The 23,074-nt window shown below is 41.0% G+C and carries 16 protein-coding genes and 1 pseudogene; 13 read left to right on the top strand and 4 right to left on the bottom strand.

The window, feature by feature from the left end; all coding sequences use genetic code 11:
* Nucleotides 1-54 precede the first annotated feature (54 nt).
* Nucleotides 55-870, bottom strand: coding sequence for a MerR family transcriptional regulator (locus AC0YN7_RS10230; RefSeq protein ID WP_475809881.1), 816 nt, complete (start codon nt 868-870; stop codon nt 55-57).
* 137 nt (nt 871-1,007) lie between these two features.
* On the opposite strand from AC0YN7_RS10230, the gene AC0YN7_RS10235 reads away from it, so the two are divergent.
* From AC0YN7_RS10235 to AC0YN7_RS10245, 3 genes are all read left to right on the top strand, one after another.
* A complete protein-coding gene (locus AC0YN7_RS10235; RefSeq protein ID WP_475809882.1) occupies nt 1,008-2,519 on the top strand; it encodes an MFS transporter in 1,512 nt (503 codons plus the stop codon).
* Between the two features lie 87 nt (nt 2,520-2,606).
* Nucleotides 2,607-4,562 (top strand): S8 family peptidase, encoded by a 1,956-nt coding sequence (locus tag AC0YN7_RS10240; protein WP_475809883.1) that lies wholly within the window; start codon nt 2,607-2,609, stop codon nt 4,560-4,562.
* 257 nt (nt 4,563-4,819) lie between these two features.
* The gene (locus tag AC0YN7_RS10245; RefSeq protein WP_475809884.1) at nt 4,820-6,022 is read left to right on the top strand and encodes a pectin acetylesterase-family hydrolase; all 1,203 of its coding nucleotides are present in this window, start codon (nt 4,820-4,822) and stop codon (nt 6,020-6,022) included.
* Between the two features lie 584 nt (nt 6,023-6,606).
* Here AC0YN7_RS10245 and AC0YN7_RS10250 read toward each other — a convergent pair.
* A complete protein-coding gene (locus AC0YN7_RS10250) occupies nt 6,607-7,572 on the bottom strand; it encodes a helix-turn-helix transcriptional regulator (protein ID WP_475809885.1) in 966 nt (321 codons plus the stop codon).
* Between the two features lie 106 nt (nt 7,573-7,678).
* On the opposite strand from AC0YN7_RS10250, the gene AC0YN7_RS10255 reads away from it, so the two are divergent.
* Together AC0YN7_RS10255 and AC0YN7_RS10260 are read left to right on the top strand one after the other, a co-directional pair.
* Nucleotides 7,679-8,158, top strand: a complete 480-nt coding sequence (locus AC0YN7_RS10255; protein ID WP_475809886.1) for a GyrI-like domain-containing protein — start codon at nt 7,679-7,681, stop codon at nt 8,156-8,158.
* 23 nt (nt 8,159-8,181) lie between these two features.
* Complete coding sequence (locus tag AC0YN7_RS10260; protein ID WP_475809887.1) at nt 8,182-8,646, top strand: phage tail protein; 465 nt, start codon at nt 8,182-8,184, stop codon at nt 8,644-8,646.
* A gap of 281 nt (nt 8,647-8,927) precedes the next feature.
* Here AC0YN7_RS10260 and AC0YN7_RS10265 read toward each other — a convergent pair whose 3' ends face one another.
* On the bottom strand, nt 8,928-9,347 hold the full coding sequence (locus tag AC0YN7_RS10265) for a cupin domain-containing protein (RefSeq protein ID WP_475809888.1): 420 nt from the start codon (nt 9,345-9,347) through the stop codon (nt 8,928-8,930).
* Nucleotides 9,348-9,421: 74 nt separating this feature from the next.
* Nucleotides 9,422-9,871, bottom strand: a complete 450-nt coding sequence (locus tag AC0YN7_RS10270) for an SRPBCC family protein (protein WP_475809889.1) — start codon at nt 9,869-9,871, stop codon at nt 9,422-9,424.
* A 120-nt stretch (nt 9,872-9,991) separates the two neighbouring features.
* On the opposite strand from AC0YN7_RS10270, the gene AC0YN7_RS10275 reads away from it, so the two are divergent.
* The 8 genes and pseudogenes from AC0YN7_RS10275 to AC0YN7_RS10310 all read left to right on the top strand — a co-directional run bounded on the left by AC0YN7_RS10275 (nt 9,992) and on the right by AC0YN7_RS10310 (nt 22,519).
* A complete protein-coding gene (locus AC0YN7_RS10275; protein WP_475809890.1) occupies nt 9,992-10,411 on the top strand; it encodes a winged helix-turn-helix transcriptional regulator in 420 nt (139 codons plus the stop codon).
* 458 nt (nt 10,412-10,869) lie between these two features.
* Nucleotides 10,870-13,065 carry a family 2 glycosyl transferase gene (locus AC0YN7_RS10280; protein ID WP_475809891.1) on the top strand — a complete coding sequence of 732 codons (2,196 nt, stop codon included), beginning with the start codon at nt 10,870-10,872 and terminating at the stop codon, nt 13,063-13,065.
* 16 nt (nt 13,066-13,081) lie between these two features.
* A complete protein-coding gene (locus AC0YN7_RS10285; RefSeq protein WP_475809892.1) occupies nt 13,082-16,183 on the top strand; it encodes a hypothetical protein in 3,102 nt (1,033 codons plus the stop codon).
* Between the two features lie 264 nt (nt 16,184-16,447).
* The gene (locus AC0YN7_RS10290; RefSeq protein WP_475809893.1) at nt 16,448-17,260 is read left to right on the top strand and encodes a HEAT repeat domain-containing protein; all 813 of its coding nucleotides are present in this window, start codon (nt 16,448-16,450) and stop codon (nt 17,258-17,260) included.
* An 86-nt stretch (nt 17,261-17,346) separates the two neighbouring features.
* A complete protein-coding gene (locus tag AC0YN7_RS10295; RefSeq protein ID WP_475809894.1) occupies nt 17,347-18,729 on the top strand; it encodes a glycosyltransferase family 2 protein in 1,383 nt (460 codons plus the stop codon).
* A gap of 214 nt (nt 18,730-18,943) precedes the next feature.
* Nucleotides 18,944-20,164, top strand: a complete 1,221-nt coding sequence (locus tag AC0YN7_RS10300) for a hypothetical protein (RefSeq protein WP_475809895.1) — start codon at nt 18,944-18,946, stop codon at nt 20,162-20,164.
* 627 nt (nt 20,165-20,791) lie between these two features.
* A pseudogene (locus AC0YN7_RS10305) lies at nt 20,792-21,460 on the top strand (DUF2625 family protein).
* 582 nt (nt 21,461-22,042) lie between these two features.
* The gene (locus tag AC0YN7_RS10310; protein WP_475809896.1) at nt 22,043-22,519 is read left to right on the top strand and encodes a hypothetical protein; all 477 of its coding nucleotides are present in this window, start codon (nt 22,043-22,045) and stop codon (nt 22,517-22,519) included.
* The last annotated feature ends 555 nt before the right edge of the window (nt 22,520-23,074 follow it).

Genomic DNA, 23,074 nt, shown 5'->3' on the forward strand with positions numbered 1-23,074 from the left:
TCAAAACAGCCCAAGCAGGGCGAAATTTTTTAATGCAGTAGTGAAAATGTTCTTTTATATTTGGATCGCGATTTGAATGACATACTTATCTGGATCCCCAACAGCTATATAACTAAGCAAATCATATTCGTATGCGTTGCCCGTAATGGTCAGATTATTAGCGTCAATATACATCTTTAGTTTCTCATAGGAAACGGGTAAACTTTCGTAAGATCCCTTATGGTTCATGATTACATATTTACCCTTTGGCTTGGTATGAAGTAGTTCACCTTTATGTTTATAGCTGATTTTGTTGTAATAATAATCGGGGTCGTAGACACCCTCCTCTATCTTGCTTTTGCAAATGATCGAACCGATAGGAAGGTCATATTCGATAAGATGTTCATCGCAATAATCAAAGATCTCATATATTTTTCGGACATGATCCTTTTCACCACCATCCTTCGAAAGTCTAACCGCAATGAAATACTCTTCCTCACATTCCTCAATCCAAGGCTCTCTACAATTAACACGAAGCGCACGGTGAGTATTATTAACGGCTCCATGTAAAAGCCTCTGCATTCGCTCTAACTTTCTTTGCTCTTCAATCAACTGCTGCTGCTTTTGCTCAAGTAATGTCAAAAAATGCGATGTGTTTTGATTCTTTATATATTCCTTTATCTCATTCAACGACGTTCCAGTCCCTTTCAGAACTGCAATGATATCGAAGGTATAAAACTGCTTGAAAGAATAATAACGATAACCGTTTTCTTTAACGATCTCCGGTTTTAATATACCAATGTCATCGTAATGAAACAACGTATGCTTCGTTACTCCGCATACCTTGGCGAATTCACTCGTCGTAAAGTATTGATCGTAATCCGTAGACATTTAAATTCGCTCCTCTTGACTATCGGGTTACCCTATAGTTCAGAATACTTTAACGGAACAGCACTACCCTGTCAAGGCGCATCATTCGCTACGACAAAACAAATACTATTGATAGTCACATCTATGGAGGTTTACAAATGTCTACATTACAACTGTCCAAGCTTCAACGCTGGATAGTGCTGGCGATTGTGTCCAGCGCACTGTTTCTGATCGTCATCGACATGACGGTACTTTACACGGTTCTGCCACAGTTAACGCATGATCTTGCTGCTTCAGCTTCAGAAAAACTTTGGATAGTTAACATTTATCCACTCGTGATGGCCGGACTATTGCCCGGTCTAGGTACACTAGGTGATCGTCTTGGCCATAAAAGACTCTTCGTTATCGGTCTTGTTATCTTCGGGATCGCTTCACTGATTGCGGCCTACGCGCCAGTACCGTACGTACTTATTGCCGCGCGGACCCTGCTTGCTATTGGAGCAGCTATGATGATGCCTGCAACACTCTCGATCATTCGTACTACCTTTTCGGATGAACGTGAGCGCTCACTAGCTGTTGGTATTTGGGCATCCGTCTCATCTGTCGGAGCGGGTATGGGTCCACTCGTTGGCGGCTTATTACTAGAACATTTCTGGTGGGGATCCGTTTTCCTCATCAATATTCCTATAGTTATTCTCGCACTGATCTTGGCCGTCTTACTCATTCCAAATCGTAAAGGGAATGTTCACAAAAAGTGGGATTTTATTGGTTCCGTCCAGATTATGATTGGCCTCGTTGGCCTTGTATATGCAATTAAAGAGATCAGCAGACGTGAAGGTTCATATACAATCGCTTTGATTTCAGCCGTAATAGGGGTTGTAGCTATTATCCTATTTATACGACATCAACGTAAAAGCCTCGATCCATTGATCGATTTTGGCTTATTTAAAGATTCACAGTTTACTGCAGGAGTGGTGACAGCTTTACTATCTTGCTTCGCACTTATTGGAATGGAATTCATCGTGACCCAGCGACTCCAGCTAGTTCTTGGGTATTCCCCCCTAGAGGCAGGCTTGTATATTGTATGTGTTTCAATAGCTTCCTTCGTCTCGGGTGTACTCATCGGGTTAGTATTGCATCGTGTTGACAAGATGAAAGTACAATGGATATGTCTGTTGGTCTCAGGCTTCGGGATGGGTGCTTTTCTGCTCTTCCATAACGGAAATATAATCTTACAGATCGTATCCTTAATGATTCTGGGCGCAGGTCTTGGCGGAGCAATGACAACCGCTTCAAATTCAATCATGCTTAATGTCCCAGTCGAAAAGGCAGGGATGGCTGCATCCATTGAGGAAGTCTCGTTCGAGCTCGGTAGTGCCCTAAGCATTACGCTGCTGGGTAGTCTTACTTCGTTCGTTTATAGAGCTTCAATAGTTCTTCCTGAAGGACTATCCGTCTCGCCGGTAGTTCGTGACAGCCTTGATGAAGCTCTTACGGTCGCAGAAAACCTTCCCGGAACAGTTGGATCGACTCTTATTGAATCTGCACAATCCGCTTTTGATAAGTCATTTGTTGTTGCCCTTGCAACTGTGACAGTAATCCTTTTTGTAGCTGCGTTAATGATTCGAGCCGCAACACATCGTACCAAGGATGGGGATCATACGCACTGATCCTATTAAAAAATTGTATATGTTATACTATATTTATTTATTAATAGTTTAGTCTAAACATGCGATATATAAGTAGGGAGGATTGTTATGAAAAAGATTATACCGTTTTTTTTAACTGCTTCATTAACTGCAAGTCTTATGGCACCGATATCTATGTTTGCAGCAGAAAAAGGGTCGGGCCCTAGAAAAAGTGTTGAATTTATTTATGAAAATGAACTCGGAAACGGCTACAAACAAGCGACTCCAGTACAGAGGTATTCGAATATCACAGGTCATATCGATAAATTGCCTACGGATAAGGACTTTTATTCATTGAACCTTCAAGAATCACAAAAAATAAGTTTTGCGTTACAGTCGCTGGATGATGAGGTAGTCGGCAATCTGCGTCTGGAAATTTATGATCAGGACATGAAGCCTATACAAAAGTCTGAGGTGTTGTATCAGTATCCATACTTCGAAAAACAACAAATGAACGTATCTTTGGATCCTGGACACTATTATCTCAAAATATATAGCGATCAGACTCCAAGCACCGTCAATAAGCCATATAGTTTAATGATCGTGGACCAGTACAAATTGCCGCAAGAATCCAAAGAAGTGCAGATTAAAAAGCTTTCGCCTATACAAGAGTCTCAAGTATCCGAGAACGATGTTTACAACTATATTTCGCAACACGATGAGGTGTTGAAGCAAAATGGAGAATGGTATCAACACTGGCTGAAGCATTTTGCTGCGGACGATTCCCGCTATAACGACCCTATGTTAAAATTCCAGTACCATATTTCGCAAGTCAATGCGTTCGAGGCATGGAAAGAGACGATGGGAGAGCGGGAAATCATTGTAGCAGTTATCGATCAAGGCATTGATACGGACAATCCCGAAATAAAGAGCAATTCTTTCAAGGTGAAAGATGTAAGAGAAGTGAGTGAGTTTGGCAATGTGAAGATTGACCACGGCAATCATACGTCTGGAATTATCGCAGCGAAAGCGGGCAATGGTGTCGGAGTAATCGGTATAGCGCCCAATATTACGTTAATGCCCATTAATGCTTGGGATTCTATTGGCAAAGATCGCACAGAGCAGTCAACGGCTGACGCGATCAGATATGCGGTCGACCATGGCGCTAGAGTTATTTCGATGAGCTTTGGTTCCAATGGTTTTGCTCCTGAACAGGAGGGGGATTCGCCAATCGTATATGATGCGATCAAATATGCCTACGACCATAATGTAGTACTTGTGGCTTCAGCATCGAACTTCGGGTTGGATAAACCGGACTATCCCGCAAGATATAAAGAGGTTATTGCTGTCGGCGGTATTAATGGAAACGATGAATTGTGGGAGGATTCCAACAAAGGTGCTGATATTGTAGCTCCTGGGGAAGATGTGCTGTCGCTCGGAATTGATGGCACTTATAAAACCATTTCCGGCACGTCCATGGCTGCACCAATCGTGTCCGGCGCTGCAGCTCTTATATTATCTAAAAATCCGGAGTTATCGAATGACGAAGTCAGAAATATTTTGCTCAATTCTGCTGAAAATTTAGGGGATGAAGCTTTATATGGCCATGGCAGACTTAACATTGGCAAGGCTTTGAAGATGACTCCGAAACCAGCTGAACAAAAAGATAAGTTCAAAGCCATTGCGAATAAATGGTATAGAGATACGGCGATCAATATGTACAATCAAGGCGTCATTGATCTAGAAAGAACCAAGCAATTAGAGAACAATCTTACCGTAACCGAATTTAGCGATATGATCATAAAACAATTTGGAGTAACAGATATCCATACATTGCTGACAAGCTCAATGTCATTAAATCTTGATCAGCCTTTAGTGAGAAAGGATGCCTTCCAGCTTATATATAACCTGTATCAATATCTATATGGCCAAGTTGGGCAGGATCAGGATATGATTACGTTCCTAGTCAATCATAACATCGTTAAGGGTAGAGGGAATGGAAATTATGCGTTAGAGGAAGAACTCAAGTGGTCAGAAGCATTGCAGTTAAGTTCTAATTTCGTCTTGTTACAGAATGAGGATTAAATAACTATTATCCATAAGAACATCAATGAAGGAGCATGCCGCGGCAGCTCCTTTAGTATTATTCGCTGATAAACCCGTTAAGCTGAACCGTATTATAAGTATTCGACTTTGCGTCCGTTTTTGACATGTAACTGCTTGATTGACGTTTGCAAAAGTGTTTTTTGTGTTTCTGTAGGTGACTCGGAAAGCAGTGAATACCGTCTGTTTTTATTTGAAAAACTTGTGGACTACTTTATGGTTGAAAGGACGGTCTTTGTGTGGCAAAAAAGAAAATAGTGAAAAGAATCTACAAGATTCTCCTGACTGCGATAGGCGGAATTGTACTTATCTCGGGTATTTTGGTGGGTTATGTTTATTTCTTCATACTTGAAAAGCCTGCTGAACCGGATAAATGGGCTGCTGCGGAGCGCTATGTCTGGAATAAAATCAAGTTTGACCAGGATGCACAAGTAATTTCTGCCGACGGTTCAGAATACTATTTACTTGCCAATAAGGGAGCAGCTGCTGAAGATAAATTGATCATTTATTTTTCTGGGGGCGGTGTGGCCTGGGATGCGGTGACTGCGGCGCAGCCGATCAGTCTGAGTAATGTAATGAAGAACGGTGAGATCAAATATTACTTTCCGAACATTCCATTCTTTAAAGTAAGTACGCTTGGCGGCCTGTTGAAAAATAATAACCCTGACAATCCGTTCAAGGATTGGAATATTGTATATATCCCTTATTCTACTGGTGATCTGCATATCGGGAATACATCCAAGGAATATACGGACGCCAAAGGCAAGCCGTTTACAATGCGTTACAACGGTCAAGCCAATACGCGCGCAGCATTGGAATGGATTGCAAACCATTTCGCTGCGCCGGAAAAGATCCTCATTGCGGGAGAAAGCGCCGGAGGATTCGGAGCTGCTTTCTGGGCGCCTGAGATTGCGGAACGCTACCCGGATGCCCGCATTTATCAATATTCGGACGGCTCCTACTTAAATGCCGACCGATGGCCGGATATTATCGATAACGAATGGAAGGCCAACTTTACAGCAACCTTTGGTTATGAAGTCCACGGCGATTTGATTTCGTCCGTATTCGCGGCGAACCGCAAGCTGCTCCCGGACAATGCGGTACTTTTGCAGTCCAATACGCTTTATGATGAGCTGCTGTTCGACTTTGAAAAGGATCTAAATGGTGACGTTTCGGATGATGGCGAATATGTGTATCACTGGTCGACCCGCATGCTGCAATCTGCCGGAGAGCTAACTGAAGTATTGCCAGGCTACTATTATTACATCACTGATTACGGTCTTAACGAGAAGACGGGCAGGACACCACATACACTCTCCCCATTAAATCATTTCTACAAAGCCGAACAGGACGGGGTGAAGCTGATGAAGTGGCTGGACGATGCCGTGAATAAGGATGAATATTACTCCGTGGGGCGGCATTTTGTAGAGAAAGAGGGCTGACGCTGTCGGTTGTAAGGTCTAGGGGTTCCTTTCATCTAAACGTAAACAGCAGAAGGGCATTAATCTTCGGCAGCGGCTAAAGGATATAGGCATGCGAGTGCCATTGAATAATTACTTTGCGCACTATCATAAAAGAGCGGTGATTTGATGGGGATGGGTGCGATTAATCACGAACATTTTCATTTCAAAGATGGTTCTTAAGAGTAACTGATTGAATCGATTATTACGCTAACGGGTACGATAGTTGAATTACCTACTTCCAAGCCGCCGAGTACTTCGACGGCTTTCTGTGCATTTTATGTAAGTTTGAATCATAGCCCATGGATCGGGTAAAAGGCTGGAAATCATGCGCCGCGGCAGCTCCTTTAGCATTTTTCGCCGATAGACCCGTTAAGCTGAACCTTATCATAAGTAGGGCGAAATTAACGGCTATATATTATATAACCGCTCATTCGGATGAGGTTAGCGCTCTAGTCTGGCTAGGCGCGAAAAGTTGTTACTCTCAGCTAGGATCGTGAGGGCAACCTATTTTTGCACTCAACCTCCTGTTTCCGACAGCAGTATAAGAGGCTTTATTCTGGCTTTCAACTGTTCCCTAAAACATCCACTCTCTCCTGCAAACCCTCCAAAACCTCTTTCGGTACCTCCCTAACCTTGATGTCTCTACCTAGGAAAAGCAGCCAATTTGTTATTTCAGCCAATTCCTCCGCATGATGAACATTGATGAATGTTTTTAGAACAGCTGTAGTTTGATAAGGATTCGTGTATGAAATGGAAATATTTAATGGATAGTATTTTTTATACTGGGCAATCGCCTTTGGACCGAGTTCGAGGACTAGGTTGATGGCTTCTTCCTGCTTGCTTAGTTGTTCGACAATCTTCTTCTTGCTTATTCTTTTTTTCTCAGGGTATGGTTTGACATCGGTGAGATTGTCGACAGGAATTATCCGCCTCTTTTCCTCCTCTAAGTCAAAGCCTTCAATTTGCCATGAGCTTTTTTCACGATATAGATGCATTAGGTAAATGGGATAAGACTTTATTTCCCTTTCTTCTTCGACGGAAACCACTAAATAGCTGTCCATAAGAAGGATTTGGATGAGTTGTTCTAACATAGGATGGGGCAGATCTGACAGATCAAGCAGGTCGGGATTGTGGGGGTTGGTTCCTTCGAACAGCAAAATTTGATTTAACAGAACAAGATCATCCTGCTGGTTTTCCGAGATGAGACCGAGTAATTTTTCCGCTAAAGATTGGCGACTCTTGAGATAGGGGAGTTGTTGATTTCTTGTGGCCATAAAGGCAATAAAAAGAGCTTTAATCTCATTATCGGTAAAGCGGACAGTGGGTAGGACAGAGTTGTTCATGACAAAATAACCCCCGTCCCTCCCGACTTCGGCGACAAGCGGCATTCCCATCGCCTCAATTTCTCTGACATCTCTAATCGCCGTCGAACGAGAGATGTTGAATTCTCGCATGATTTCAGAAATGGTGAAGTGGGCGCGGTTGTTGATGTACCGCATGATGATGTTAATCCGTTCAACTTTTTTCATGGGGCCCTCTAAACAGTATCATATTTTGACATGATTTATAGTTATTATAAACGTATCAAGTGAAAAAACAAATCATTTGATCCATTCAAAAAAAGGAGTGTTGATCATGGCAATGTATACCCTTGAGGAAAAAGACAGCTTTATCGTTCTAGGTATTGGCACGGAACTGAAGAGTGATTACACAGATTATGCCGGTATGAACAAGGAGAAGGAAAACTTTTGGCGGGCAGTGGAGCAGGATGGAAGGCTTGACGCTTTAAAGACCCTTGCCACGAATGACTACATTTTTGCGGTGAACGAAGCTGTAAATCACAAGATGATGTATTATGCTGGTGTCATGACAGAAGCATCGATACCGGAAGAACACAGAGTTATTCAATTCCCGAAGGGGCAATACCTCGTCGTTAAAGGCGAAGGGAATACGGCCGAAGAGATGAGCAATAAGCTTACCGGCATTGCCTTTGGTCAAGTCTTGCCAGAAGCCCAAATTTTTGCCTATGTTGGCGGACCCAATGCAACGGTTGAGATGGGGCAGCGAGACGGCCTCGTCTATGGTGAAGTATGGATTCCCGTTGTTAGGAAATAAACGAGATCATTGGAGTGATGAGAATGTCCTATATCGTTGATTTCAAAAATGTATCTACGGTTGGTTTAGAGTCTTCACCTGTAGCAGAAGCGCTTGCTGGTTTACGTGCTAATGAAGCCCGTTACTTTATGAACAAATACAAACATGAATTTACGGTTGTACCAGCTAGCGAAAGTCAGGAAAGCCTTGATTATGTGAACCGAATTTTGAAAGAAGAACGTGATATCGAGTTTGCGGCCAAACCTTTAGAAACGTCGCGTTTTCAAGTGGAAAATATCCAATTTACCTACGTTTTTTATGAGGATGGTCTTGGGATCAATGTCATGTATACGGTTGATGACTCTAAGAAGCGGGCCGTTGGTTTTAAGCTTTCTGAGGGGATGGAGGTACCAAAGGAGTTGGAAGGGAAGTTTAAGTTTGCTAGGCAGAAGTCTAAACTAGCTGGAACAATTCGGGGCTCGTTTTTTGTAATTAAAGGACAATATTAAAGTAAGCAAAAGCGCAAGTGGAGGAATCCAGTCATTGTGGTCTGTGTCATCCATGCTGGGGTCAGGCCTTAACGCATTTGGCTGGCGCTCTTTACCGATCCTACTAAGTGTGAAACAGATAAGCCTCTATTCTGAATGGCGGAATAGAGGCTTATCTGTTTGCTTGCTCCGCAAACCAAGCTTCGAATTCAATGCTGAGAGTGTCTTTGAAAAGAAGGGCATCATGACGCCATTGTCCTTTCGTTCAGCTGGTCTTGCTAAAGGCTACCAGGTGAGGACTTCTATTCCTTCCAGTCCACTGGTTTATCGAGTATGACGCCATCCGTCTCCACCCATTGACGAAGACTGTTCGCTTGGGCTTGAATGACGATGAAATGCAAATCGCCAGTACCGTTATTGCGAAGCGTGCGTTCGCCTTCAGGTGAAACGCGAATAGCTGATCCTTCCTTTACATCAAAAATCTGTCTATCCACCTGAAACTGGCCTTGACCGCCAATGAAAAGGTATAGCTCCTCATTCTCGCGATGGGTATGATAGAACGGGACAGAGCTTCCCTCCGGAAGTTGGTTCAGTGAAACTTCCATGCCGGTTAGTCCAAGTCTGTCCTTCAGAAAGTACTTACCTGGGATGGGGTCTTTCGACATACTCAAAAGATGGTTATAAGGACCTGCTTCCACAACGCTGAAATGATGACCGCTCATTAATAAACTTCCTTTCAGTTTGAGATTGACCTCCTTATGTCATGCCATGCTGTTCATGCCGGGTTTGTTACCATTTACGCGCTTGGGTTAGGCTGCCCCTTCCCCTCGGCAATCAACTTGCGCAGACTGCTGTTTATGTAGGTGCCCCATGAATCTGAGCAGATCTGATAGCATTCGAATGCGGGGCTGAGGCCTACATGTGTAAAGTGAATTTCCGTTTTGTCTTCCTTTCTAGTGATTTCAAAGACAATGTCCGTACCCGTCCACTCGCTCTTGTCTCTTTCGAAGTTAAAGTAGTTGTCAACAATGTGCCAGCTAACCATCTTACCTGGAACAAGTTCGGTGATTCTGATAGTACAGCGGTGAATGTCTTGGTATCGATACCTAAATTCACCGAGTTCGTCGGTCTTGCCCACAATATCTCCTGACCACCATCCGCGAACGTTATTGATAGCGGCAAAGACTTCTTCGGGGGGGTGGTCTACCGTAAAAGAAGTACTGTAATTTTGATTAATGTAAGTCATCTCCTTTTTCTATTTTTTTCCTGGCACACTGAGTATACAATACGTACTTGCAAAATACAAGTACGAATGATGTAACCATGCCCTGAATACTTGCGGAATGCAGGCACTGAGGGTATAATCATGCTTATGAAAAAGCGAGAATCCACCGTTTGTCCAATCGTATATTCGCTCGACATATGGGGTGATCCATGGAGCTTAATCATCCTTCGTGACGTCCTAATCCATAACAAGCGGCATTACCGCGAGTTTCTTGCCTCACGCGAGCACATCTCAACCAATATTTTGAGCGCACGGCTCCAATCACTCGTCGAAACAGGCCTGCTCGTTAAAATCAAAGGCGATCCAAACCGGGCGCAAACGATGTACCGACCAACTCAAAAGGCACTTGATCTGTTTCCGGTCGTATTTTCCATTATGCACTGGGGCCTTAAATACAATCCAAATACAGATATGAGTATTCCGATCATGCAGGAATTAAAAGCAAACGAAAAAGGGCTGGAGCAGCGTCTTTTACAAAATTTTGACGATATTACTTCATAACATGCAGGAACATCATATTCAACTATGTAGAGAAGGCATCCGAGAGGGTGCCTTCGATTTCGCTCAATAGATGTTTTGGTGAGCCGTATCATAGAGACTGGACGTCTTACTGACGAATATAAATTTGTAACTTTTTATGAAGAGAGTTCAGATTATATGTATAGACAGTTGGATCTTGTATATGATCACTACAAAGATGATTCAGCATTTAACGGAATTGCTATTCATTATTATGACAGTTGGATGGATATGAAATAATCAATCCAAAGCTATAAAACAAGATAGTAATGCAGTCAGCACGTACCGATTCTTTATTGGTACGTGCTTTTTATTTGATTATATTTCACGCCATTTTATTGTTTTTAATATTATTTTTTACATTTTTGATTGGTTTATCTAATTTTGTTGACATGTAGTTCGATATAACTATAATATGACAATGAGCGGAGGCTATGAAAATGACAAAAAGAATAATAATTAGCGTAGGACTAATAGTATTAATGGTAAGTATATTTATAGTTATTTATTTAATTTTACCTTTAAAAAGTGATAGTGTGGAGATTGCTACTCCTCTTCATGAGGAAAGCGGTGTTACTTATATTAGTAAGACAAGTCAAGACTCAATTTACGTTCACAATGGTAAAGACTGGGAAAAAATGTTTATCAAAGGCGTTAATATTGGCGCAGGTAAACCTGGTGCTTTTCCTGGAGAGCTTGCGATTACGTATGATGAGTATTACAGATGGTTCACTTACATATCTGAGATGAATGCCAACACCATCAGGGTTTACACAACGCTTCGCCCACAATTTTATAATGCTTTATATGATTTTAATCAAGCGCAAGAGAAGGATGGTAAAGATCCGATCTATGTCATTCATGGTGTTTGGGTTGATGAGAATGATATTTTGACAATCGAGGATGCTTTTGGAGAAGATAGTAAAATTATGAATGGTGTCATCCAGAGCGGTAAGGACATTGTTGATATCATACATGGAAATAAGTATCTGCCTTTGAGTAAAGGTCATGCGGATGGCACATATACAACAGACATATCACAGTATGTGATTGGATGGATATTAGGTATAGAGTGGGAACCATCGTTTGTTATAGGTACGAATGAAAATAATGAAGATCATACAAGTTATGACGGAGAGTTTCTATATACCGTTGATGCCTCGCCATTCGAGGCTTTTTTAGCGGAAGTTGGCGATAAGATCATTTCTTATGAGATGACCAACTACAATATGCAAAGTCCGGTAGCTTTCTCTAACTGGGTAACGACCGATCCACTTGAGCATCCTAATGAACCATATGTTAACGAAGACATTGTAGAAGTGAACGTGGAGCATGTGAAGTGGCATGATAAGTATAAACCCGGAATGTTTGTATCCTATCACGTCTATCCCTACTATCCTGATTCGTTTAGTTTTCAGAAGGACTACATTAATTACTTAGGCGCAGATGGAAAGCCGGATCCATATTTGGCCTATCTAGAGGATATCAAAAAAGTACATTCAATGCCTATTGTAATATCTGAATTCGGTATACCAGCTTCAAGAGGTAAAGCTCATGAGAATAGGGTGACAGGATTTAATCAAGGCTTTATTGATGAAGAGACGCAGGGCGAGATGTTAGTGGACATGATCAACGACATGCATATTGCCAATCTTGCTGGCGGTATTGCCTTTTCATGGCAAGATGAATGGTTTAAGAGAACGTGGAATAACAATGATCTTGACGTAGTAGACTCCAGGCCTTATTGGTCGAACACACAGACCAACGAGCAGCATTTTGGCTTATTAGCATTCGACCCTGGCAGTAAAGAGAGTATTATTTATACGGATGGCAAAGTCAATGATTGGTCTGACATTTCTCCATTCTATGAGGACGATGACACCAAGCTCTATGTCAAGAGCGACGAGGCATACGTATATTTCAGGGTCGACTCTGATCATTACGATTTTAACAAGGACACTTTATTAATTCCAATTGACTCTATAAATGGACAAGGAAATCAATTTTTCTCGGAATATGACACAACGTTTAGCAAGGATGCAGATTTCGTCTTGAAAATTCATGGAAAAGATGATTCTAGGCTGCTGGTGGATGCTTATTACGATAATTACTATTTTCGCTATGGTGTTCTCACTGATCTTATTAAGAAGAATAACAAGTTTCATACGAAAAACTCAGGCCTATTTAATCCAATCCGTCTTGCTATAAATAAAGAATTAGTACTCCCAGAAGACAAAACGGTTATTCCACTCACCGGCTATGAGACAGGTTTGCTTCTATATGGAATATCTGATCCTAATCATGTAGATTACAATTCGTTAAGTGATTTTTACTATGAGGATGGACATCTAGAGATTAGAGTTGCCTGGCAGTTATTAAATGTGATGGACCCCTCTAATAGAATCGTCATCGATGATATGCATAGTCGCGGAAAAATATCACAAATAGAAGTGAATGGTTTTAATATTGGAATGGAATTAATTAAAGCTGATTCTCCTACGGGTACTCAAGCTCTTATGATGAAGGAATATACTTGGGATAAGTGGGGTCAACCTACGTACCATGAGAGATTGAAGAAATCTTACTATATTGTACAAGAGGGGTTCAAAAAGCTGACAGCTGAAAATCTGAAATGAACAGAGGCTATGATAGATGGTTAAGAAGAAAATTAAGTTTCGTTATCTTGCGTTATTATTCATAGTTATTGCTATTGCAGCGCCCTTTATTATATGGATCAGCGTGCCAAGCAAATATTTAAATATCGTTGTTATCAATAAAACTTTTCCAGCAGAGACTAGTGCTTCTGGAGAGATAGTTAAATTGGATTACAGCAAGCAACGTGGCTTGTATTGGCTTATGAATTACCTTGGAATCAAAAATCCTGAGACAAAAAAAGCTTATAAAACGACCGTAGACTATTATGGAAACTTTCTTGAAGAAGGGAAGCTAGTTAATAAGCCCTTTCAAAAGCAAGACGTCGTGCCCGATATGATCTTTTTATCAGATATGTATGGAACCGGTGATTCGAGAATTAATGGTGAGGAAGCCAATGGTGTTTCCGGTATGACGAAAGAAGAAGTAGGTCTTGTTTCTACGTATTATGCCAAAGGTACGACTGTTATAGGTGAATATAATATTGCGGGAGATCCGACCGATGCTAGTGTATCCAAAGAGCTAGAAGGAATTTTCGGAGTTAGTTTCACGGGTATAGCAGGTAAGTTTTTTTCCGATCTGTCTTCAAATGAAGATGTTCCTAACTGGATTCGAGATATTTACGAGCATCAATACGGGAAAAAATGGGATGTTACTGGCGCCGGAATCGTAATTGCTGGAAACAACAGAATAGTGGTACTGCAACGTGAAATTGGATTTATAGGTAGTTCCATCAAGATAGCTATTTCTGAAGATAATAAAGATGATTATGGTACAGAAGCAACCGATTATTACAATTGGTTTGAAATTGTTGAGCCATCTGAAGATGCATCGGTGATTGCGTGGTACGATTTAAACCTTACAGATCAAGGAAAGCAAATGTTAGAGCCGTTCGGTCTTAGTAATCAATTTCCTGCAATTATTATGAATCATTCTGATCATCAAAAATCTTATTACTTAGCAGGAGATTTCACGGATTATAGAGTACCAGAGAAGATTAATCAATTTATAGGAGCTCCAACTTTATATAAATTTTTCAGTGTTAAGAGTGAGGGGGATTTATCTCATTTCTACTGGAGATTCTATGTACCGTTTATATCTAACATTCTCAAGGATATTGAACCATTAGATCAGGAGGCTTTTAAAGCTGCAACGGGGGAATCTAACGGCGAATCTAAGCTTATTTCTAGGATTGTGGACAAGCAGCTTGAGGTTTTCCAAGGCGGAAAATGGGTCTCTATGTACATCAACGGTGTAGATATAGGTTCAACCGTGCCGGGTAATTCAGACGGATCTCTACCGAGTGACCCAGCATTTTATACCGCTTGGTTTAAGCAAATTGTAGAGATGAATGCCAATACAATTAGAGTATATACTCTGATGCCTTCTGAGTTTTATCGGGCGCTAGATAATTATAACTATGTTCATACGGACAAGATGCTTTACTTGTTACAAAATATATCAGTTGATCAAGCATCGGGAAATTATCTGGCTGCTAATGATCATGCTGCATTCGAGCAAGCAGTAGAGAATACGATTAATGCCATACATGGCAATGCGGATATACAGACAGTGAATGCAAGCGATTCTGATTCTTACGTTAATGATGTATCTCGTTATTTGCTAGGTTATTTAATTGACCCTGACTTGAGCTTGGAAAATGTGGCCGTTACTGATGCAAGTAATTTAGCTTATCAATTTGAAGGCGAATATGTATCTGCTGAGGCTAAAGCAACTCCAACGGAAGCATGGTTAGCTTCGATTAGCAATAAAGCTTATCAATATGAACAAATAAACTACAAAATGCAGCATCCAGTTGGAATTGTAAGTATTCCCGATCTTGATGCGGGATATCAAGACATGTACGGTCCTGCTGGACAAAATGAGAACCTATCAGTGAATCTGAATCAGATAGTTATCAGTGATAAGGTGACGAGTGGTTTTTTTGGAGCGTACAATATCTTTCCTGATCAACCTGGTTTAATGATTAATAAAGAGAGTAGAGCTCAACAGGATTTATCTGAGTATAAAAAATACTTGAACCACTTGATAATAGCTCAGAGCAAATATCCGCTTTTAGTTAGCGAGTTCGGCGTTCCGACAAGTGGGAATATCACCGAAGCTAAGCAAGGTGAAGAAATTGTATCTTTGATAAAGGCCATTAAAGATAGCGGTGCAATGGGCGGACTTGTATATGAATGGGCTGATGAATGGGGTCAAAGCAGCGCATTGACGTCTCCTGCTATGATTCCTTATAACCGTGGAGTTTTATGGCACAATATAACGGATCCAGCACAAAATTATGGCATAGTATCTTTGGAGTCTTCAGTACCTACTGACTATTCTATGAATCTTCGTGGCTCAGGCCCGTTAGATTCACTATCTCTTAATTCCGATGAATCGTACTTCTATATTAAGGCTGAAATGAATACCATACCCGATTTTAATGAACAGAAAATTATGATTTATCTGGATACGATAGACAGAAAAAATGGGGAATATATGTTAGCCCCAGATGTGAATGAAAATTGGTCCGGTGTGGAGTTCAATATTAATATTGAAGATAAAGATAAGGCAGAGTTATTGGTCATCCCTAATTACAATGTGAGCAAGGGCTCCTATTATACTTCTATTTCTACTGATGGGGTTTTTGAAAGAATGACGAGATTGCTATCGCCTGGATATGTTACGAAATCGGGTATGCAGATTAACGCCACATATGAGGACGGATCAACACTTATGGCGGGCGATTTCAAGAATAGCGACAGTCAATTTAATTTTGATGGAAATACGTTAAATGTAAGAATTCCATGGGCAAGACTAAACTTTTCTGATCCATCAAGCTTACTTGTACTAAATGATGAGAAGAGCAAGGGTTTGCTTCAAAATGTGAAAGATCCACTTTCTGTGAAAATGACGGATGGCATTGTAACCTCCTTGGTGATTATGAATAAGGACACTAATCAAGTGGATTATCAATTCCCTGAGAGTGTAACCTCATCTGGCTACAGAACGTTTTCATGGAATACGTGGGATATACCGCAGGTCGTATCTCGTCACAAAACTAGTTATGAGAAAATAAGGGAAGTTTTTGGTGAGTAATATTTTAGATGGTGAGGAGGAAATACAATAATCAATTTAGAGATTATATTACTTTGGATTTCAATCATTCTTATTGGAAGTCTATTTATAGCCATTGTTTGTACCAGTTTATATAGTTATGTCAGCAAATTATATTTTCAGAAGATCGATAAAGAACTAGCAACGCTGATCTCTTCTTACTTTCATGCAAATGTAAAGGAACAGCAAGCATCCATTATTAATCTAAATCAATATACAAAACATAGTAAATTAAAGAAAGAGCGGATGATTAATTACATCATTCAGTACTGTGAAGATTATATTGTTAATCAGCATGACAAGGTGATCCAATTATGCGTAGAGGTAGAACTTAAGGCATACTTGATCAAGCGACTCACCTCGAAAAAAGACTATATTAAAGCTTTAGCGTGCAGGCAATTGGGTGATTTAAGATTGCATTCTACGGAAACTTATATTTTTAATAATATGACCAGTAAGAATAATAACGTTATTTACAATGGGCTGCTTGCTCTAGCCAAAATGGGGGATTTGGAGCACCTCTCTCGTATTTTAGTTTCTAATTCAAGAGATATTAATATTTCATTTAGAGCTCTTATCGAGGTTTTGGAGGCGTTCGAGGGATCAAAGGAACAATTATTTGAAAAAACCATTGATTCAAGTGATGACTATTTAAGAGGAATACTAGTTAAAGCTGCAGCGGATGGTCAATATGAAGGCTTAAGCAACTATTATGTAAAGTATTTAATTAGTGATAATTTGAACTTGAAAATTGCATGTGTTCGAGCTTTAAGTGAACTTAAGAATCCCGTGTATGAGCAAAATGTAATCGAAATGCTATATGCTGAGGATTGGGAAGTCAGAGCAGCTGCTGCTAAAGGGCTTGAGAAGGTTGGAACGAGTGTTAGCTTCGAACCACTATTGAAGACGACTAGTGATCAGGAATGGTGGGTCAGGCACAATGCTGCAAGAACGTTGGTATCGATTCCTGGAGGTAAGGAATATGCGCAACAAATTTTTAAGGGCGACGATCAATATGCTCGTGATGCTGTTGCTGATGCAATGAAAACGGCTGTTTAAGCTGGAATAGAATCGGAACCCTGAGAGAGTGGGTATATGGTATGTATTATTTTATGAATTTTATATTGTACTTTAGTGGATTTTGCATGATTTACACAATCGCGATCAATCTATTCTACAATGGTCAGATGTTGATTTCTGTAGTTGATCTTTTTGGTTACTTTAAGAAGATGAAGTCATCCGATTATAAGAGATATGTTGAATCTAAAAATATGATTCCAATTTCTATTATTGTACCCGCGTATAATGAAGAGAAGACGATTGTGAATAATATTAAGTCTTTGCTTGCAATCAATTATTACGAGTATGAAATTATTGTTGTGAATGATGGCTCGAATGATTCTACGGTAGAAAAAATTATTGAAGAGTTCGAATTAGTGAAAGTGAATCAGCCAGTTAAAGTCAGTATACAGACTAAAGAGATTGTAGGTATTTATAGAAATGCTAAATATGAACGCTTAATTGTTGTTGATAAATTAAATGGAGGCAAAGCGGATGCACTAAATGCCGGAATTAATCTGTCAACCTATCCTATCTTTGCGAGCATAGATGCAGACTCTATATTAGAAAACGACGCCTTGATCAAGCTAACTATGATGTTTGTAGAACACCCTGAAACGATTGCAGTTGGCGGTATTGTAAGGGTTGCGAATGGTTCGGTTATAAAGGATGGAAATTTAATAAAATCCAATCTTCCCAAAAGCATAGTGGCTAGATTTCAAGTTGTGGAGTATTTTAGGGCATTTTTAACTGGTCGCACTAGTTTAAGTAAACTGAATTCTGTCCTCATTATTTCAGGGGCTTTTGGAGCTTTTAATAAAGCAGTCGTTATCGAGTGTGGTGGGTACAAAACCAACACTATCGGTGAAGATATGGATATCATTATGAAACTTCATAAGAAAATGAAAGATGAGAAAAAGAAATATAAAATTAAATTTCTTGCAGATCCTATTTGTTGGACTCAAGTCCCGGAATCACTCAATGATTTGAGAACTCAGCGTAGAAGATGGCAGATTGGGTTATTCGACAGTTTATTGAATTATAAATCTATGATTTTTAGACCGAAATATGGCAGTGTAGGAATGGTCGTCTTACCTTATTATTGGTTATTTGAGTTAATCGGCCCTGTTGTTGAGTTTTTAGGTTATGTATTTATTCCATTGGCCTATTTATTCGGATTGTTAGAATTAAATAGCTTCTTAATCTATTTTTTAATTGCATTTTTGTTAGGTACTACGTTATCAATGGGAAGTATATTGTTGGAGCAAGTCTCATTCCCCAATAACAAAAGCTTCAAACAATTAATGAGAATTGTATTAATTTCCTTCATTGAGAATCTTGGCTACCGTCAACTGACTGTTTTATTCCGCATTGAAGGTATATTGAAGATTAGAAGCGGGAAGCACTCTTGGGGAACGATTAAAAGAAAAGAGTTTGACGCAAGCTTAAGTGAAAGACATTCTGCATAAAACGCCAGGTTAATCAGCGATCTCCGAAATGAGATTCGATTGTATACTAGACCCTCGCGTTACCAAACGAAGCGGTATTTTTTTATTTAGAAGGATTGCAAGATGTATGCTCTGAGATGTGAGTCCTGTCGTCAAGGAGGCTACGCATGGCATGGACCAATTTTCTGCACTTGCTGAAATGACTTGATTTGGTTTAGAAGAAAGGATGATAGAAATGCCAAATGATACCCAAGCTCGTCCTCCTGCTGGTTCTGTTACAGAAGCTGGTCGTTATCCCATCGACCTGACAGGTTCTCGTAGTCACACTCTTGTCATACAGCCCGGTGTGGGCAGTCTATCCATTGGACCGTCGCAATTGGGGAAGAAGATAGACCTTCATGTCGCACCTGATGCGCACATCGATTGGACCGTATTCGATGCCTTTTCCACGCCGGCGGGCTCGCCCTGGCCGCGATTTCTGTACTATACAGGCTGTGACGCAGGCTTCTTCGACTGGTCACAGAAACGTCCCATTGAAGAGATGACGTGGGTTCCGATCCTGTTTGCAGACACGGTGGCGGACGCCAGCCAATCCAATTTGCATGGCTTGCATATCGAGCTGGACCAGTCCGGGGGGCGTTTGCACCTGAAGCTTCCGAAGCGGCAGGTCTTTGAATATTTCCGCCTGAGTGTGGCCGGCGATCTATCACGCTTCTCGGCCACTGGCGATATGCCATATTCTCTGACACTAGCGCCACGCACCAGCCGACGCAAGAATGATGTTCCTTTCTTGCTGCCCGACCTGGGTGAGTTGCACCAAGTGAAGGACCTGACGCTCCGAAACGCGCCGCTGGGACAGCCCATCTCGCTGGAGTGTCTGAACCGGTTCCCAAACCTTAACTCACTGAGTTTGTGGGGGAACTTCTGCGACGTGGACCTGTTGGCTTGTCATGCCCAGTTAACGAATCTGGAGCTGCGCTTCATGCCTGATCTGGGGGACTTGCCTCCCTTGAATGCGTGGCCGTTGCTTGACAGATTTATCGCCTACAACGTGGAAGAGATTACGGGCAAGCGCCTAAAGCAGCAAATGAAAACACGCGCTAACACCCGCCCGTGGACCGGCCATGCTTCAGTGAGCCAATTGCGAAAGCCTGAGTGGTGGACAACCGAGTTCGGCCGCCCGTTTTCGTCCTGGCCTAAACGTCGGGCCAAGCTGGCTAACGAAGCTTACAACGTTGCACAGGCAACCTTGGCCCAGGCCCGCAGCTTTGCTGATGCCGAGGCAGCCATTACCGCTTTCACCGTGCGCTTCAATACCATCAAAGGCATCGAAACCACCGAACGAGAAGACCTTGGTGAAGCGGTATGGCAACTCAGCCAGTCAGACCACCTGATTGGCCAGCCTATAACAGAGGAGATGGCTCAACGCTGGTTCGATGGAGCGCGCGATTACTGAATGAAATGAGAAAATGAACGGGCACGGGCTAAGCTTTATTTACGAAGCATTGAGGTACAATAAATAACTCAACTTTCGCAGATCAAAAACGATCTGGAAATGTTTATATCCATGCGATTTTGAACTCATATTCATGGGGCTTGACAAAGCGTAAACGTCTGTCGTCTTCCTTGGCGGCAAAGCAATGTTTCGCGCTAAATGTTAAGCCTATTATTAGAGTGAAACTTATAAATTCTTATTATTAAAAAACGGACGGTTTGAATGGAATTTGTACAGTCTAATCGTCTTTTAATCCATTTCCTTTGTGTTTGAATGGAATTTATCCACTCTAATACGATGCTAGCAACCTTTTCAGGACCAAACAGTCGATTTGACTGGATGAAATACAGTTAAACTCCAACCCGGCGCTTAGAATAAAATTTTGATTGGATAAGATACAGTCAAACTGAGATAATCATCTACCTCTATCCCTCATACAAGGTTATCCATTTTTAATTAACACTCATTCAAACACAATCCCAGCAATGGATCGCATGTTTGCCCAGCCACATCAAGGGTTACCTGCCTATTTTAGGCTGCGAAAGTTGAGTAAATAAGTTGTTGAATTTATTTTAGAGGAGTTACCGCATGAAGCCGCTAAATGAGCTTGTATTTGAGGATGAATCAGCACTTTCCATGATAAAACAATGGATTGATGAATCTAACAATTGTAATGGAGCAATTATCCTCCCCTCTTTCAAAGAACATGGCGAGAAAGAATTGTTTCGCCTTCAAGTAACAACAAAGTCAACGCTTGGCGCGGTCGCATATTCAACTGGTGGTATTTTACTTCAAAATGGATGGCTTCGTGTTTTAGGTTCAGGTCATGATAATTTATCAAGAACAATTACATCATGGACTGAAAAATGCAAGTTGGACAATGCCTTATTGGTTGCCGATGATGTAGTTGGCGGTTTTTTTGCTTTAAATGGCGGGTTCTTTGATGAAGGTAAAGGAGAAATTTTTTATCTTGCTCCTGATACGTTAGCGTGGGAATGTTTAGAGATGGGGTATACTGATTTTCTGAATTGGTCTTGAACGGGGGATTTGTCGGGATTCTACGAACCATTTAGATGGAATAGATGGGAAACCATTGTACCTACATTGGATGGGAATCAGGGCATTTCTATTTACCCCTATCTTTGGTCTAATGAAGCAAAGGAATGTGGAATTGAAAAATGTTCAAAAAAAGCAGTACCATTAGAAGAACTTTGGGGGCTCACTTTACATTTTAGAGAGCAATTAGGCACAGAATAAATAACCTTTTTTGTTAAAGATTCATAAAGCTAACGAAGAACGATACTTGAAATGGCTGCCACGAAGCAGCCATTATTAACATAAAGTATTGTTTAACCACCAAATATACATCGGTATATAAAAGTAAAGCCACTCCTAACAATGGAGTGGCTTTTGAAATAAAACTTTATTAGAAATGCAAATGTATAGCTTTAGGAGCTGAATGCCTCAAGCACTGCTGCTTCCTCAATTATAAGCACATCAATTCGCTCCATTTGACTATGGAGCAAGCAGTGCTACAGTCTCTCAATTTTAACATTTACAGAGATTAACCAGAATAGTCCATCAGTCTATGATCGATTAATCGTACTGCAATGATATTGATCTTTTTAACTATTATTTTAGTTGGTTGCGGAAGATCCACCGAGTGAAACGATCGACAGCCTCGTTACGCTAAAGTCCAAGGTCTTGAAGAATATTGGGTATATGGCATTTATCACCGGCATAATCGGCAGCATGTTCCGCTAAATGGGCAGATGACATTGACCCTTGAACGAAAAACCGGGATAATTTTAACTAAAAAGCAGGAAGGAAGAGGTAGTAATGAACCCTCTGGATTACATTGAATATTTGGGACACAGCAGCGTTTACCCTCTTTTGGTCGATCAGCTTTCAAGGGACAAGATAACTTGGCGGCCGACTGTGCGGAGGAATCTTGATACGACCTATTTTGTGAGTGGAGAGGGTGTCGTTCTCCATTTCGATATTGGCGCTGAAAACAACGGTATCACCAAGAAAAGCGAGGGTGATTATATATTTGACGAATTAACAATGACGATAATGGAAGAAGATAAGAAACATGGAAAATATATCGGTCCGCTGCCCTATGGATTGTTACAAAGTGATTCAAGAGCCCAGATCGAAGCCAAGCTGGGCACACCCACGAGGAGAGCCGAGGAGTTGGATAACTACTATTTGGATGGCCTCGTGTGGACGGCAGCCTTTGAAGGCGAAAGGTTTCAATTTCTGAAGTTGGCTGTTCCAACAAATGGAAAGCGAAAATATGGCCTCTGCCCATGATGCACTGCCGCAACCCTTTTTGTTGGCAGACATTATAGTCAGTAACTGTACAATAAAGTTGGTAACTGAGTTGTAAACTTTAATCACCGCACCGTGTCATCCAACAACAAATGTCGGATGACACGAACATTATCTCATTTAAAGCCGCTTTGTCTTGGGCAAAGTGGGGTGTTAAGATAACGGGCAATTTAATGCAATGAGTATTTACTTAGAATGGATTAATATGGCATAATAATGAGAACGTAGGTTCTTGAGTGATCATTGTTAAAACTATAGGAAGACAAGGTTTTGTAAGTTATTCAAAGAGGGAAGTAACTGCGCTTTCCGCTGGAAAAAGAAGTTGAAGAGGCATTTCATCATGTAGATGGAGTGCCTTTTTTTTAAAAATATAAGAAAGTTTCACAATCTTTATATATTTCTAGACAAACGGCTCTGTTTCCTCTGAAAGCGAAGGACGGCGCAGCCGTTGTATATCCTGAGAATTAAGCGTAAAGAAGGGTACGATTTGACTGAGATTTAGTAATAACGATACTTTAATTAGCAATGAAATGTAAG

The organism is Paenibacillus sp. J31R122 (assembly GCF_056269185.1).

Excerpts from the sequence above, each read along its gene's own strand:
- AC0YN7_RS10290 (WP_475809893.1), top strand. The coding sequence starts at position 16,448 with ATGATTAATTACATCATTCAGTACTGTGAAGATTATATTGTTAATCAG.
- AC0YN7_RS10280 (WP_475809891.1), top strand. The coding sequence starts at position 10,870 with ATGACAAAAAGAATAATAATTAGCGTAGGACTAATAGTATTAATGGTA.
- AC0YN7_RS10300 (WP_475809895.1), top strand. The coding sequence starts at position 18,944 with ATGCCAAATGATACCCAAGCTCGTCCTCCTGCTGGTTCTGTTACAGAA.
- AC0YN7_RS10275 (WP_475809890.1), top strand. The coding sequence starts at position 9,992 with ATGCTTATGAAAAAGCGAGAATCCACCGTTTGTCCAATCGTATATTCG.
- AC0YN7_RS10240 (WP_475809883.1), top strand. The coding sequence starts at position 2,607 with ATGAAAAAGATTATACCGTTTTTTTTAACTGCTTCATTAACTGCAAGT.
- AC0YN7_RS10270 (WP_475809889.1), bottom strand. The coding sequence starts at position 9,871 with ATGACTTACATTAATCAAAATTACAGTACTTCTTTTACGGTAGACCAC.
- AC0YN7_RS10235 (WP_475809882.1), top strand. The coding sequence starts at position 1,008 with ATGTCTACATTACAACTGTCCAAGCTTCAACGCTGGATAGTGCTGGCG.
- AC0YN7_RS10250 (WP_475809885.1), bottom strand. The coding sequence starts at position 7,572 with ATGAAAAAAGTTGAACGGATTAACATCATCATGCGGTACATCAACAAC.
- AC0YN7_RS10285 (WP_475809892.1), top strand. The coding sequence starts at position 13,082 with ATGGTTAAGAAGAAAATTAAGTTTCGTTATCTTGCGTTATTATTCATA.
- AC0YN7_RS10255 (WP_475809886.1), top strand. The coding sequence starts at position 7,679 with ATGGCAATGTATACCCTTGAGGAAAAAGACAGCTTTATCGTTCTAGGT.
- AC0YN7_RS10265 (WP_475809888.1), bottom strand. The coding sequence starts at position 9,347 with ATGAGCGGTCATCATTTCAGCGTTGTGGAAGCAGGTCCTTATAACCAT.
- AC0YN7_RS10230 (WP_475809881.1), bottom strand. The coding sequence starts at position 870 with ATGTCTACGGATTACGATCAATACTTTACGACGAGTGAATTCGCCAAG.
- AC0YN7_RS10295 (WP_475809894.1), top strand. The coding sequence starts at position 17,347 with ATGATTTACACAATCGCGATCAATCTATTCTACAATGGTCAGATGTTG.
- AC0YN7_RS10310 (WP_475809896.1), top strand. The coding sequence starts at position 22,043 with ATGAACCCTCTGGATTACATTGAATATTTGGGACACAGCAGCGTTTAC.
- AC0YN7_RS10260 (WP_475809887.1), top strand. The coding sequence starts at position 8,182 with ATGTCCTATATCGTTGATTTCAAAAATGTATCTACGGTTGGTTTAGAG.